Genomic DNA, 13519 nt, shown 5'->3' with positions numbered 1-13519 from the left:
TTATATGATGTTTTCACGTATTGCTTTTGGAATTATGTTCATTACGATGCAATTATTAAATGCGCAGGTAGCTAATAAAGACAATGATTGTGCTGAAAAACTTTCAAGAAGTTATTTTTTTAAAATGGGAATTGCAGACAGTATTCAATCAGAAAAAATGCCTCTACTTTTTACAGAGATATTAAGTAGTAAGGAAATTGAAACCGAACTTACGGGAGTTTTTATCGTATCAAATTTGAATGCTCACAGAAGGAAGTTTATTCTCTTAAAAAATAGAGAGCAACTAAAATTATTGACTTTTAGCAATGTATATAAATCTTTACAAGAATTGATTTCATTTCTCAATGATATAAAAGCTAACGAAAGAGATTTATTTAAATATATAGATTTCATTCAAGAGTATATTGAATCTTCCAAAGAAAAAATAAAAGTTCTAAATAAATTAGATGATAGCAGTTGGATCAAATGTGAATAATGAAGGTGATGAGAAGTGTATCAGATATACTGGTGGTTAATTATTCTATCTAAACATTTACAGATAATCTGAGATTTGTGGTAATATTGCATGAAATTAAAAAAGACATCTATCCGAAGTCTTCCCTAGAAAATAAAATTTCGTGTATATGCTGTGCAAACGTATCCCGACTTTGCGCCCGCAATGATAAAACACAATCTAAATCAAAAAAAGCAACTCGTAACTGAGTTGCTTTTTTTATTAAACATACATGATATCAAACTATTTCCCCTCTAATTTCATTACTTTCTTAAGTAATATTTTATTATCATCAGAAAGCTTTTTATTACTAGTTTCTAGGTTGTTTACTTTATTATTTACATCTATCATATAAAGTGTTAACTCTTCTATCTTCTGTAATAATTTAGCGTTCATTTCACCAAGATTAATTCCGTTTTTAAGAGCTTCATCCTCGGTTGGAATATTTTTTAAATGTCCTTTTTCTGCAATATGTTTTTCTACTTCAGCTAGAGTTGGTAAACTATATTCTTTTTTAAATACATAATCTGGCCAAGTTGTAGTTTCAACTTTTATTTCCCTTGCTCCTATTGAGCCATCTACTGCTAATTTATGTGTTCCGGTTGTTGCTGTTCCTATACCAACATTTCCGTTATAGGCTAAATTAGTTCCGTTAAATTCCCAATTATTAATAGCCGAAGAAAACAAACCGGCATAAGGAGTTGTGGCTTCAGGATGAATAAAAAATAATTCAGAAATACCTAAATTTCCATTTACACCTTCAGCTGTATAAAATGTAAATTTTACTTTTGTGTAAGTTCCTGGAGTGACAATACGTGTTGAAAAACTGAATCCAACATAATCAGTTGAAGAATAATCTACAAAAGTCACCCAACCATTGGAATCAAAGCCTTCAATTTTAAATCGCGTTGCTGGCCAATAACGTGTTGTCCAGCCTATCCATGCTCCAGCCTGAGTATGAAATTCTGGTAATCCTTCGATAAGAATCACACTTGGATTTGCAACTGATATAGGTATAGAAGTGTAGTGAGGCATCATTCTGCCATCAAACAAAGTTGGAATATCAAAAGCAGGACCTTGTTGTGTTACTGTATAACGAGTTCCTGCATTAAACAAGATGTTATGCTCCCAACCAACTGGAGTAGTATTGGTTGAGAAAATTTGACTTGATGCCGTATTATAGATTAAGATTGTGAATATAAGTAGTATTCTATTCATGTTTTTTTTATTTATTTGGTTAAACTTATTGCAAAAGCGTTATTGATTTTTTTTTATTTTTTCAACTTCAAACTGTAATTCGATAAGTCTATTAGATATATCTTTAAAAAAAGTATTTTGTATTTCCAGTTCTATAATTTTATTACTTTGGGATTTTAATTCTTTTTCCTGTTGGATTGTATATAATGTCAACTCTTCTATCTTCTGTAATAATTTAGCGTTCATTTCACCAAGATTAATTCCGTTTTTAAGGGCTTCTTCCTCAGTTGGAATATCTTTTAAATGCCCTTTCTCATTAATATGTTTTTCTACTTCAGCTAAAGTAGGTAAAGTATATTCTTTTTTAAATACATAATCTGGCCAAGTTATAGTTTCAACTTTAATTTCCCTCGCTCCTATTGAGCCATCTACTGCTAATTTATGTGTGCCGGTTGTTAATGTTCCTATACCTAAATTTCCTGATGGCGATAAAGATAATGCTGTTATTGTATTAACTTTTGAACCATCCCAATAGGAAGTTTGAATTTTTAATCCCGACCCAACTTGATTAAAACTTCCTCCATTGTTGTCTATTATCGTTTTATAATAATTATCATTCCATACTTGGTTAAAAATCAAGCTTGCTCCATCTCCAGACCAAGTTGACCCTGTAATATTTACTATAGACTGCCCTCCATTATTTTCAGTGGTTCTCTGAATGTCTAATAATCCTCTTGGAGAATTAGTTCCGATACCAATATTTCCATTTCCTAAGATTCGCATACGCTCGATACCAAAAGTCGAAAAGCCTAAAAATCCACCAGTACCACTTAGACCTCTATAAAATGAAACAAAACCATTATCCTCGTTTGAATCATATTTAAGTCCCAGTCGAAAAACCTCAATGGAAGTCTGATTTGATGTTAATGTTTTAGCATATAAAGAGAATGGAGTTTCACTCGCATTTGCCAAAATAGTACCATAACTATTATCGCCATTATTCACATGAAGTTTAGCTAAAGGATTTGTCGTTCCTATTCCTACATTATTGCCAGAATCATGCAACTGAGAATACATCGAAAGAGAAATTAGTAATAAAGAAAGAGAGTAATAAATTCGCATTTTTAAATATTTAAGTTAGTAATTATTAACGCAAACAAATGTAATCTATAACATTAAAACAATTAGTAAAATCAGCGTTTTTTGGAATATGAAAAATTACATAAAATCTCACAAAATTGTACCCATATTTTGTTAGATTTGTTAAAAAATTGTTATCCGGATTTAATACGAAAAATCTCGAATACATTTCATCCAAATTTTAAATTATGATTAAGAAAATAGTTGTATTACTAATTGTAGTATGTACTGCATGCCAGACCACTAAAATAAAAAATGAGACTTATAAAATTGCAATATCTTCCCCTGAATTAGGTAGTATCGGTCAAGCAGAAATAAAAAACGGTGTAGAAAATAATTTCTCAATAAGAACATTACCTAAACTCGAAAATAAAATTCGCGTTTCAATTGGTATAGTTCCTTTTAATCGAAAATTAAATCAAGTATATGCCTCAAAAGCCAAATACAACCAGAATCAAACAAAAGTAGCCTATATTGATAGTTTACCTAAAAAGCCAGAATTGGTTACTATTAAAATCTTTGATATAAACGGTTTTGTTAATGAATTAAATGCCAATTATAATACTGACGTTTTTAGATTACTCAAAGATACCAAAGACTCGCAAGTTATTACAAGTTTAGCTGTAAGTTTATCTACAGATGAAATTACGAAAATAAGACAAGCTGATGCCTATTATTTAATTAATCCTCAAGATAAAAAATATCTCATAGTATTATATAAATCAGGTAAAAAAACCGAAACAATAGACATCAATCCAGAAACTATCGTAGGATATCAGGCAAGTAAATTTTGTTGGTCATCTAATGCTAAAGGTCAATGGTATATAGCCGATATAGTAATTAACGATACTAATTGCAAAGGAAATACCAAATCTATAATACCTGATGGGGAAAGAAAAAACAAAAGTCTTTTTGACATGTAGTTTTATACAATAATCCACTTTCCAATCTTTATAAATCTTAATTAAATCAGTTTTGGTTTTTAGCGTAAATTCTAATAAATCAAAATACATTACAATAAAAATGAATAAATCTCTTATATATAAATTTGCTCTTACTATTATTTTTTTGTCATTTTTTTCTTGTGAAGAAATATTATTTGTTGATGATATTTCAGATAAAGAAGTTAACCTGATTGCCCCGTCCAATGATGCCGTTTTGTTTTCGACTGGCGTGTCTTTTTCTTGGGATAAAGTTGAAAATGCTGAAAAATACCGTTTGCAAATTGCAAAACCAAACTTTACATCACCAATACAAATTGTTGTGGATACTTTAGTTAGTAAAAATTCATTTACCCGACAATTAAACATTGGTAAATATCAATGGCGTATTAAAGCAGTTAATAGTGGTTATGAAACACAATATCAAACCAAATCTTTTGAGATTTTAAATAATGATGATTTCGAAAATAATACTATTGTATTAATATCACCAATTAACAATTTAATTACCAAAACTGTTGCTCAAAAACTTTCCTGGCAAGCAATAATTGGAGCAACCGACTATCAAGTACAAATAACAGATAATAACAATCAAGTAGTTAAAGAAGGAAATACACCATCATTAAACTTTGATTTTACATTTACCGATGGCGACTACAACTGGAAAGTAAGGGCTAGTAATGGATCAAAACAAACCTTATACACATCTAGAGCTATTTTAGTTGATACCAAAGCACCAAATACTCCTGTACTAACAAGTCCTGCAAATGCAAGTACTACAACAAATACAGAAATAAACTTCCAGTTTAGCAGAACTCCGATTGCTGGAAGTATCGAAAAAGATAGTATTTATGTTTTTAAAGATAATGCCTTAAGTAATCTTCAGTTTAAAGACCTGGCAAAAAGTCCTTATACTAAAACCTTAACTGCTGGAACTTATTACTGGTATACAAAAGCATTTGATCAAGCAGGAAATACAAGTGCAAGAAGCACTGTTTTTAGCTTTATCTTAAATTAAAACATTAAATAAGCATCTTCAATAATATAAATATAAATCACTTCTAAGAATTTTAATAGCTCTTAAAACTGCTATTAACCTGAAATTATAAAACCTATGAAAAAACTATTATTAGTCGTAATTATATTAACCACAACATCTATTTTTTCTCAAACTGATTTAAATCAAAATGGATTAAAAACAAGTGTTATAAATTTACTATCGGCAGCAGATACACAGGCAAAAAGATACGAGATAGCAACAATCGGATATAATTCACATCATTGGCAAAATGGCGGGTTAGTTATGATAGAACTTTATCAACAATATTATGAAACAGGCTATGAAAAATACATTATTGAAGTTGGTTATGGACAAGGTACAGATAATATTAGCCTACCTGTAATTAAATTAGTAGAATCAAATGGTAATGGACATTCTGCCAAAATAGTGTTAGGAATTGCTAGCGATATCGCTACATCATGGGGAAACTTTCCAAATAAAGTCTTACCTGTTTTCTTGGATTTAAAATATTACTCTAAATACAAAATAAAAATTACCTATCTGCAGGATAAAGTTGATGAAGTAACAGAACTTAACCAAATTAAAATTAACCAAAATCCTATTGGTATCAATATTCCTGATTTTAATGCCAGCACAGTATTAAACAATAACATTATTACAAGCGGGGTGTTAAGAGTAAGTGGTGATGCAAATCATTATATCCAAAATGGAAATCTAGGGATAGGTACAATATCTCCAGATGAAAAACTTACCGTTAAAGGAAAAATTCATGCTCAAGAAGTAAAAGTTGATATGCTAGGAGCACTTGTACCCGATTATGTGTTTGCCAATGACTACAAACTAAAATCATTACACGAAGTCGAAGAATTTATAAAACAAAATAGTCACTTACCCGAGATTCCTTCTGCTAAGGAAATTGAAAAAAACGGACTCATGCTTGCAGAAATGAATATGAGTTTATTAAAAAAAATGGAGGAAATGACATTATATATGATTGAGATGAAAAAAGAAAATGAAATTCTTAAAAAAAATCAATCAAAATTAGAAAAAAGAATAGAAAACATTGAAAACAAGTAAAACTATGAAAAAACACCTTTTTATTATGCTATTATTAATTTTTGCTCACTCAAAAATTATAGCAAAATCATCTTCTACTATTAATAACAGTAATCTTGCATTTGTAAATGAATATGAAACAACCGTAACTTTTCCTGCAGGATATGCAATAGGTGATTATGTCGAATTTGTAGGAGTAAACCCTTTCTCAGCCAATGCATCTGGTTTTTATCAAATTTCTATAACTTACACAAGAGGTAATATCGCTGCTGCTGCTACTCATTTAGCTGCAATAACCCATTCCAATCCGTCACTATGGCGAGAAACTGGGCGTATTAATAACAACCCGTATACGGGTGTTGGTGTTAATTTCACCATCGATTGTAATACTGAATATGGTAATTCTCGTTTTAGAATTAGGGCAATCAATACTTTGGGAGTGCTAGATAGTAATCTTGTTGTAGATATAAAAGTAACCTCTATAAATTTTAATGGTTCATATCGTCCATTAAACGCTACTGGAAATGATTTAACTGTAACTAAATTTTTACCTATGACCTCTGATTGGGATTTGTATGTAGGTGATTCTTTTACACAAGATGGAGCTAATCTGGCAATTAAAGCCATGCAAAATGGCAACGTAGGTATTGGAACTAAATCTCCAGATGAAAAACTTACTGTAAACGGAAAAATTCACGCTAAAGAAGTTAGAATTGATTTAGGGATACCTGTTCCCGATTATGTGTTTGCTAATGACTACAAGCTAAAATCTTTACAAGAAGTTGAGGAATTCATAAAACAAAATAGTCATTTACCCGAAATCCCTTCCGCGAAAGAAATAGAAAAAAATGGGCTTATGCTTGCAGAAATGAATATGAGCCTGTTAAAAAAAATGGAGGAAATGACATTATATATGATTGAGCAGAATAAAGAACTTAATATACTAAAAGAAAAAATAAAGACAATAGAAACTAACTCTAAAAAATAATATGAAAAAAGCGCAGCTTCTATTAATCACTTTATTTTCTATATATTCATATTCCCAACAAATTGGCGATGGGTATGCTCCTATCATAACCGATTTTAATTCTCCTCTACAATCAGGTGTGTATAATGGTAATGATCCTATTGGTTCAATATCTAATACAGGTCTTGGATGGCAACATTTATTTGTAGTCAGACACCCTAATCCAACTAATAACTATCAATTGCAAATTGCATCTTCAATAGGTATAAATGATAATATATTTTTTAGAAAAATTTCTGAAGCAGGATTGCAACCTACAAACTCACCATGGATAGAACTTGCTACACGAGGTACAAATAATTTTATAGGTAATCAAAGTATTGAAGGAAATGTAGGTATTGGTACAGCAGCTCCTGCATCAAAATTGACAATTAGATCAGGAACAACTGGCGTTAGTATTCATCCAGGATTAAATCCTTATTTTGGAACTCTAGCATTTAACAGAGAATCTTTTACAGGAGATATATTTGACCCAAATGGTCAGGCTTTTCAAATAAATAATGGAGGTGGAGATAAAAATCTGCACTTTCAGATATACAATGGTGATGGAACATTAGTAACTAATGATGCTCTAGTTATTAATGGTACTGATGGCAATATAGGTATAGGTACTTCTAAAACAACATCTAAGCTTACTGTTGCAGGCGATATAAATTCTCGTGAAGTAAGAGTAACGGTTAATGCTGGAGCTGATTTTGTTTTTGAAGATAATTATAACTTAACTCCATTAGATTCTTTAGAAAATTATATTAAAGAGAATAAACACTTACCCGAAATAGCTTCTGCCAAAGAAATGCAAATAAACGGTATTAATTTATCTGAAATGAATATCAAATTATTACAGAAAATTGAAGAAATGACTTTGTATATGATTGAGCAAAATAAAAAATTAGAAGTTCAAAACATGCAAATTCAATTACAAAACCAAAGAATTCTATCACTAGAAAAAAAAAATAAGACAAAACGATCAAACTCAATTTAAGACTATGAAAAAACTATTATTAGCAATAATTATATTAACCACGACAACCATCTTTTCTCAAACTGATTTAAATCAAAATGGATTAAAAACAAGTGTTATAAATTTACTATCTGCTGCAGACACACAAGCTAAAAGATATGAGATAGCAACAGTCGGATATAATTCTTTTCATTGGCAAATGGGTGGGATTATTATGGTAGAACTTTATCAAACATCTTATGGGACTGGCTATGAAAAATATATTATTGAAAATGGTTTTGGTCAAGGTGTCAATTATGGTTCTCCTGCTCTAAAATTAATCGAGTCTCATGGAGTATATCATTCTGGAAAAATTGTTTTAGGTACGCCTACCGATTTAACAACAAGTCTTGGTGATTATATAAATAAACAATTGCCAATATTATTTGATGTTAGAGATTATACTACTTATAGAATTAAAATTACCTATTTGCAAGAAAAGGTAGAGCAGTTAAATAGCTTTAACCAAATTAAAATTAACCAAAACCCTATTGGAATCAATATTCCTGATTTCGAGGTAAGTAACGAATTAAACAATGAACTCTTTACAAATGGTACTTTAAGAGTTAGTGGTAATGGCAATCATTATATACAAAATGGCAACGTAGGTATTGGAACTAAATCTCCAGATGAAAAACTTACTGTAAACGGAAAAATTCACGCTAAAGAAGTTAGAATTGATTTAGGGATACCTGTTCCCGATTATGTTTTTGCCAATGACTACAAACTAAAATCTTTACAAGAAATCGAAGAATTCATAAAACAAAATAGTCATTTACCAGAAATTCCATCTGCTAAGGAAATAGAAAAAAATGGACTTATGCTCGCCGAAATGAATATGAGTCTATTGAAAAAGATTGAGGAAATGACATTATATATGATTGAGTTGAAAAAGGAAAACGAAGAAATAAAAAAAGATATTTTAGAGCTTAAATTAAAAAAATAATATTATGAAAAAACTATACCTTCAAATACTTATAATATTTATTTCTTTATTTAGTCATGCTCAAGTGTCAAGTAATTTTAAAGTTGGCGGAGACATTGATAAATTTTATCCCGTAACATTTTATGATGGAGGCTGGGCTTATAATGCACCAACAAATTTAATATTGGGAAGAAGTTTTTCTCATGCTGACTCTTCTTGGAGAGGTTCACTTATGGCAACTTTTAACTTTCATGTAACAGAATGGGGTAATAAATCCGAATTTATTGATGCCGATATTAAGCCTTCAACTTCAACCTTCGGTTCACATACTAACTTTATCGCTGGCTGGAAAGACGCATCAATTTCAAATAGCGAACGTAGAATTATCATTTGGCTTCGTGGTGGCGGAACTACATATTATTATCAATCTAACTATCCAGTAGACCCAACAGTTTATGATGGTGTTCAAAATACATTACCTTATAATGAAGTTAATGGTCCTGTACATAGTTTCAAAACAACAATTGATGAGGAAGCAATAACAACAGGAACATATCAAAATAAGAATGCATACTTCGCAGCTAATGTTGGAATTGGAACGGTGTCACCAGATGAAAAACTAACCGTAAAAGGGAAAATTCATGCACAAGAAGTAAAAGTTGATATGCTAGGAGCACTAGTTCCTGATTATGTTTTTGCTAATGATTACAAATTAAAACCATTACAAGAAATAGAAGAATTTATAAAAGAAAATAGTCATTTACCAGAAATTCCATCTGCCAAAGAAATAGAAAAAAATGGACTTATGCTTGCCGAAATGAATATGAGTTTGTTAAAGAAAATTGAGGAGTTGACACTCTACTCTATCACTCAAGAAAAGAAAATTAATTTGCAAGCTAAAGAAATTGAAAATTTAAAAAATTTAGTTTTACGTGTTTCTAAAATAGAAAATGAATTGGCTTCTCAAAAAACTAAGTGATGAAAAACAAAAAAAACATATATATACTTTTACCTGTAGTACTGCTAATATGGGGCGTTGTGATATTTCAGTTTTTTTCCTTTACTACAACCGATGATTTGGTAATAGATAAGCCTACTGAATTTATAATTAAACCTCTAAAAATTGTAAAGAAAGATACCTTTGGCATAAATGTTAACTACAGAGATCCCTTTTTGGGCAAGGCTTATGCTAACCAATCGGTTTCTAAAGTTAAAATTAATAATTCTGCTAAAAAACAACAAAAACCAGAAGAAGTAATAGTTTGGCCTACTATTAAATACAAAGGATTAATTTCTGACTCTAAAGAAAAAAAGAAGGTTTATATTTTAATTATTGGTGGTCAAAATTACTATATGAACATTGGTGATACTGCTAATGAGGTTTTTCTTAAAAGCGGTGATAAAGAATCTGTCTATGTAAAGTACAAAGGGAATTTAAACCTTATAATGATTGCTGAGTGAATCTAAAATTTAAACTCAAATCTGGTGCATTACAATTTACTGTTTTTATTGCAGTATTAATTGCTTTATTATTAAGCGCCTTACTATTGTATGCTTATACTTTTATTTACATGAAAGAGCAATCAAAAGGCGCTATCGAAAATATTCAGTTATCTAATACGGGTATTAATTATTTATTAGAACATCCTGAAATAAATAATGACACAATAGTAATTGATGTTATTAAAAAAGAAAAACAGATAATAAAAGTAAATTTATCTCAATGGGGTATATTCGAAAAAGCTACTGCTGTAACTCAATTCCGAAAAAAGAAGTTTACCAAAACCGCAATTATTGGTTCTACAATTAATGCAAAGGAATCCCCTACCCTAATTTTACAAGAAACACAAACACCACTTGCAGTAGTAGGAAACACTATGCTTCGAGGTAACATATATTTACCTAAACAAGGGGTGAAATCTGGCTATATTGCGGGAAACAGCTACTATGGTTCTCAACTTACTTACGGCACAGTAAAAAATAGTTCTTCACAATTACCATCAGTAAAAAAAAGCAGTATAGATGCTATTAGTTTTTACTTAAATGGATATAAACCAACAGCTATCGAAGATTATATCAATTTAGGGGTCAATCAAAATAATACAAATTCCTTTAAAATACATACAAAAAGTAACTACTCGAAAGGCCCTATTTTTCTAGATAATGTAAAACTAACAGGAAATATTATTATAAAATCGGATACGTTAATAAAAGTATCTAAAGCAACACTACTAAAAGATATAATTGTAATTGCTCCTATCATTGAAATTGAAGATGGAACAATAGGAAGCTTTCAAGCAATAGCATCTAAAAGAATATCTGTTGGCAAAAATTGCAATTTAAGCTACCCATCAGCATTAATTTTATATCAGGATACTAAAAAAAATCCTATAGAAGTATCAACTAATACGTTTGACAATAAAATTTTTATCAGTTCTGGAACAAATTTCAAAGGAAGTATATGTTATTATAAAACAGATGATTTAGCTAACTTTCTAACTCAAATAGTAGTAGAAGAAAATACAAAAATTAAAGGACAAGTATATTGTAATGGTAACTTTGAATTAAAAGGGAAGATTTCAGGATCAGTTTATACCAAACAATTTATTGCTAATCAATCAGGTTCTATTTTTGTAAACCACATCTATAACGGAACCATCGAAAATGAAAATATTCCTAATATAATTGGAGGAATATTATTAGAACAAGAACCAAAAACTGTTATGAAATGGTTGTATTAAAAAAAATAAAATCAGCTACTTTAATCGAAGCTCTTGTTGCTACAGTGCTTATTGTTATCATATTTATTATAGCAAGCTTGGTGTTGAACAATTTAGTCTTGAATACTTTTTCTAAAAATACACATCCTATAGATAATAGATTAAACGAATTAGAATATGAAATTCAAAATCATGCAATAAAACTTCCGTACCAAGAAAGTTATGGAGTTTGGGATATTGCAATTCATGTAGAAAATGTGCAATCAAGTAAACTTTTACTTTTTGTTGCCATAAATAGTACTAACAAGAAACAAGTTTCTAAACAAAGTATATATGATGACACAAAATAAGCTAAAATCATTTACGCTCGCAGAGCTATTGATTGTCATGATTATTACTGCAATAGTTGTAGGTATGGCTTTTACCGTACTTAGATTGGTTCAAAAACAAATTCATACCATCCAATCTAACTTTGAAAAATCTAGTAATCTTGCTTTATTTGAGCAGAAACTATGGCAAGATTTTAATGAATTAAATACAATTCAGTTTAATGAAAAAGACCTTTTTTTGCTTATGGAATCTGAAACTGATACCGTAATATATTCCTTTAAAGATAATTATACCTTACGAAATGGTGATACGATTAAACTAAAATTATTACCTAATAAAATCTTTTTGAATGGAAAAGAAACAAAAAACGGCCCTATAGATGCAATAAAGATTGTTGCGAATACAGAGTTAGTTGATTATGAGATTTTTGTTTCCAAAAAAAATGATGTAACCTTTTTTATAAACCAAGAAGATGGCCTTTAAGTTAGAAAATACTCCGAATAAAGTTATTCATCAAAATAAAAAACAAACCAGTTTAGAAGATTTACTAAAAAAAGAGATTTCTTTTTTTGGAGCTAGTTTTAACAACAAGAAAAAACAAGCCTTTTATCAAGAACTTGCTGTATTGCTTAAAGCTGGAATAACTTTTAAAGAAGGGCTTTCATTAATTGTAGAATCATTAAAGAAAAAAGCCGATAAAGATTTAATCCAAAATGTACTAAATGACGTTGTTAATGGTAAATCCTTTTCAGAAGCCTTATTAGATTCTAAATCTTTTTCGGAATATGAATATTATTCGATACAAATTGGAGAAGAAACAGGTACAACAGCACAAGTTTGCAAAGAATTAGGCGTGTTTTATGAGCGTAAAAATGAGCAAAAAAGAATTATAATTGCAGCACTTACCTACCCGTCAATAGTATTGTCTACAGCAGTACTTGTAGTTGTGTTTATGCTAAGTTATGTAGTACCAATGTTTCAGGATATCTTTAAACAAAACAACATGGAACTTCCTGTTCTTACTCAGATGATCGTGAAGCTGTCAGGGTTTACCAAAGCTTTTGGTGGCTATGCTTTTTTATTAATTATAGCGTTCATTTTTACAGGAAGAATATTTAAGGACAATCCAAAATACAAAAGAACACTTCATTTTGCTTTGGTAAAAATTCCGATAGTAGGGCCATTTATTACCAAAGTTTATTTGGCTCAATTTACTCAGGCAGTGGCATTGTTAACAACAGCCAAAGTTCCTTTGCTAAATAGCATACAAATGGTAAAAAAAATGATCCGTTTTGTGCCATTACAAGATGCATTAGAAAAAGTAGAAAACAACATATTAAAAGGAAATAGTTTAAGCTCAAGCTTAAAAGAAAACAAATTATTTGATAACAGAATAATCTCCCTTGTAAAAGTTGCAGAAGAAACCAACCAAACGGAGTATGTTTTTAAGCAATTAAGCGAGCAATACAATCAGGAAGTTGTGCAACAATCAAAAATTATGACAACTGTTTTAGAGCCTTTTATCATTCTTTTTGTTGGTGTTCTAGTAGCTGTATTACTGATTGCCATGTACTTACCAATGTTTCAATTGAGCAGTGCAATTGGGTAAAACATATAACAAGAAAAGAAGTAATAAAAAAACCATTACTATTAAAAAAAAGCTATATTG

General features: G+C 30.0%; 15 protein-coding genes. 13 read left to right on the top strand and 2 right to left on the bottom strand.

All coding sequences use genetic code 11. The annotated features are described in order from the left end of the window. Window positions 1–4: 4 nt before the first annotated feature. A complete protein-coding gene (locus tag AC3IPI_RS16790; RefSeq protein WP_489154268.1) occupies window positions 5–475 on the top strand; it encodes a hypothetical protein in 471 nt (156 codons plus the stop codon). Window positions 476–736: 261 nt separating this feature from the next. Here AC3IPI_RS16790 and AC3IPI_RS16785 read toward each other — a convergent pair whose 3' ends face one another. Then, entirely contained in the window at window positions 737–1711 is a 975-nt protein-coding gene (locus AC3IPI_RS16785; protein WP_489154266.1) for a hypothetical protein, read from the bottom strand. A gap of 39 nt (window positions 1712–1750) precedes the next feature. Beyond that, window positions 1751–2812 (bottom strand): hypothetical protein, encoded by a 1062-nt coding sequence (locus AC3IPI_RS16780; protein WP_489154264.1) that lies wholly within the window; start codon window positions 2810–2812, stop codon window positions 1751–1753. Window positions 2813–3018: 206 nt separating this feature from the next. Between AC3IPI_RS16780 and AC3IPI_RS16775 the strand changes: the two genes are divergently transcribed. The 12 genes from AC3IPI_RS16775 to AC3IPI_RS16720 all read left to right on the top strand — a co-directional run bounded on the left by AC3IPI_RS16775 (window position 3019) and on the right by AC3IPI_RS16720 (window position 13459). Then, window positions 3019–3753, top strand: coding sequence for a hypothetical protein (locus AC3IPI_RS16775; RefSeq protein ID WP_489154262.1), 735 nt, complete (start codon window positions 3019–3021; stop codon window positions 3751–3753). Window positions 3754–3853: 100 nt separating this feature from the next. Beyond that, a complete protein-coding gene (locus tag AC3IPI_RS16770) occupies window positions 3854–4789 on the top strand; it encodes a hypothetical protein (protein ID WP_489154260.1) in 936 nt (311 codons plus the stop codon). Between the two features lie 96 nt (window positions 4790–4885). After that, complete coding sequence (locus AC3IPI_RS16765) at window positions 4886–5869, top strand: hypothetical protein (RefSeq protein WP_489154258.1); 984 nt, start codon at window positions 4886–4888, stop codon at window positions 5867–5869. Between the two features lie 4 nt (window positions 5870–5873). Beyond that, a complete protein-coding gene (locus AC3IPI_RS16760) occupies window positions 5874–6836 on the top strand; it encodes a hypothetical protein (RefSeq protein ID WP_489154256.1) in 963 nt (320 codons plus the stop codon). Between the two features lies 1 nt (window position 6837). Next, on the top strand, window positions 6838–7857 hold the full coding sequence (locus AC3IPI_RS16755) for a hypothetical protein (protein WP_489154254.1): 1020 nt from the start codon (window positions 6838–6840) through the stop codon (window positions 7855–7857). 4 nt (window positions 7858–7861) lie between these two features. Beyond that, window positions 7862–8821, top strand: a complete 960-nt coding sequence (locus AC3IPI_RS16750; protein WP_489154252.1) for a hypothetical protein — start codon at window positions 7862–7864, stop codon at window positions 8819–8821. Between the two features lie 4 nt (window positions 8822–8825). After that, entirely contained in the window at window positions 8826–9779 is a 954-nt protein-coding gene (locus tag AC3IPI_RS16745) for a hypothetical protein (RefSeq protein ID WP_489154250.1), read from the top strand. After that, window positions 9779–10261, top strand: a complete 483-nt coding sequence (locus AC3IPI_RS16740; RefSeq protein ID WP_489154248.1) for a hypothetical protein — start codon at window positions 9779–9781, stop codon at window positions 10259–10261. Before AC3IPI_RS16745 ends, AC3IPI_RS16740 begins: the two co-directional genes overlap by 1 nt. Beyond that, window positions 10258–11541 (top strand): hypothetical protein, encoded by a 1284-nt coding sequence (locus AC3IPI_RS16735; protein ID WP_489154247.1) that lies wholly within the window; start codon window positions 10258–10260, stop codon window positions 11539–11541. The genes AC3IPI_RS16740 and AC3IPI_RS16735 overlap by 4 nt, the downstream gene beginning before the upstream one ends. After that, window positions 11529–11870: a hypothetical protein gene (locus AC3IPI_RS16730; RefSeq protein WP_489154246.1), complete on the top strand. Its 342-nt coding sequence runs from the start codon at window positions 11529–11531 to the stop codon at window positions 11868–11870. The genes AC3IPI_RS16735 and AC3IPI_RS16730 overlap by 13 nt, the downstream gene beginning before the upstream one ends. After that, entirely contained in the window at window positions 11854–12333 is a 480-nt protein-coding gene (locus tag AC3IPI_RS16725) for a PulJ/GspJ family protein (RefSeq protein ID WP_489154244.1), read from the top strand. Before AC3IPI_RS16730 ends, AC3IPI_RS16725 begins: the two co-directional genes overlap by 17 nt. Then, entirely contained in the window at window positions 12323–13459 is a 1137-nt protein-coding gene (locus AC3IPI_RS16720; protein ID WP_489154242.1) for a type II secretion system F family protein, read from the top strand. The genes AC3IPI_RS16725 and AC3IPI_RS16720 overlap by 11 nt, the downstream gene beginning before the upstream one ends. The last annotated feature ends 60 nt before the right edge of the window (window positions 13460–13519 follow it).

Source organism: Flavobacterium sp. GL_143 (genome assembly GCF_057834355.1).
This window is presented reverse-complemented; position numbering and strand designations above follow the sequence as displayed.

What these genes read in the sequence shown, in the direction of transcription:
- AC3IPI_RS16760 (WP_489154256.1), top strand. Translation starts at nt 5,874, where the DNA reads ATGAAAAAACACCTTTTTATTATGCTATTATTAATTTTTGCTCACTCA.
- AC3IPI_RS16790 (WP_489154268.1), top strand. Translation starts at nt 5, where the DNA reads ATGATGTTTTCACGTATTGCTTTTGGAATTATGTTCATTACGATGCAA.
- AC3IPI_RS16780 (WP_489154264.1), bottom strand. Translation starts at nt 2,812, where the DNA reads ATGCGAATTTATTACTCTCTTTCTTTATTACTAATTTCTCTTTCGATG.
- AC3IPI_RS16775 (WP_489154262.1), top strand. Translation starts at nt 3,019, where the DNA reads ATGATTAAGAAAATAGTTGTATTACTAATTGTAGTATGTACTGCATGC.
- AC3IPI_RS16770 (WP_489154260.1), top strand. Translation starts at nt 3,854, where the DNA reads ATGAATAAATCTCTTATATATAAATTTGCTCTTACTATTATTTTTTTG.
- AC3IPI_RS16725 (WP_489154244.1), top strand. Translation starts at nt 11,854, where the DNA reads ATGATGACACAAAATAAGCTAAAATCATTTACGCTCGCAGAGCTATTG.
- AC3IPI_RS16740 (WP_489154248.1), top strand. Translation starts at nt 9,779, where the DNA reads ATGAAAAACAAAAAAAACATATATATACTTTTACCTGTAGTACTGCTA.
- AC3IPI_RS16720 (WP_489154242.1), top strand. Translation starts at nt 12,323, where the DNA reads ATGGCCTTTAAGTTAGAAAATACTCCGAATAAAGTTATTCATCAAAAT.
- AC3IPI_RS16785 (WP_489154266.1), bottom strand. Translation starts at nt 1,711, where the DNA reads ATGAATAGAATACTACTTATATTCACAATCTTAATCTATAATACGGCA.
- AC3IPI_RS16765 (WP_489154258.1), top strand. Translation starts at nt 4,886, where the DNA reads ATGAAAAAACTATTATTAGTCGTAATTATATTAACCACAACATCTATT.
- AC3IPI_RS16750 (WP_489154252.1), top strand. Translation starts at nt 7,862, where the DNA reads ATGAAAAAACTATTATTAGCAATAATTATATTAACCACGACAACCATC.
- AC3IPI_RS16745 (WP_489154250.1), top strand. Translation starts at nt 8,826, where the DNA reads ATGAAAAAACTATACCTTCAAATACTTATAATATTTATTTCTTTATTT.
- AC3IPI_RS16755 (WP_489154254.1), top strand. Translation starts at nt 6,838, where the DNA reads ATGAAAAAAGCGCAGCTTCTATTAATCACTTTATTTTCTATATATTCA.
- AC3IPI_RS16730 (WP_489154246.1), top strand. Translation starts at nt 11,529, where the DNA reads ATGGTTGTATTAAAAAAAATAAAATCAGCTACTTTAATCGAAGCTCTT.